The sequence below is a fragment of the Pseudoalteromonas aliena genome (assembly GCF_038155085.1).
Classification (GTDB): Bacteria; Pseudomonadota; Gammaproteobacteria; order Enterobacterales; family Alteromonadaceae; genus Pseudoalteromonas; species Pseudoalteromonas aliena_A.
In genome coordinates this window covers 1-211 of record NZ_JBAKAU010000267.1, presented here as the reverse complement: position 1 = coordinate 211, position 211 = coordinate 1, and the positions used below count along the sequence as shown (strand labels likewise).

Genomic DNA, 211 nt, shown 5'->3' with positions numbered 1-211 from the left:
ACGTAATAAGTCCCCAAAGCGCCTTTCACTTCGACTCAAACCATACAACGGAGAAGTATCATAATGCCGTAAGCCTGCGTCCCATGCAGCATTTAACATTGTTAGAATTTCTGCATCGCTAGAAATAGTGTTAAAACCGTTACGAGCTGCTAGTCCGCCTAAACACATTCATGCTTCAGGGCGATAGTGTTTAGCGTTTGTAACATCATTG

General features: G+C 43.1%; 1 protein-coding gene. It reads right to left on the bottom strand.

Features of this window, described 5'->3' with window-relative positions:
* Positions 1 to 168: aldo/keto reductase (locus tag V6260_RS19345; RefSeq protein ID WP_341595629.1), on the bottom strand; the 168-nt coding region annotated here is incomplete at its 3' end.
* Between the last annotated feature and the right edge of the window lie 43 nt (positions 169 to 211).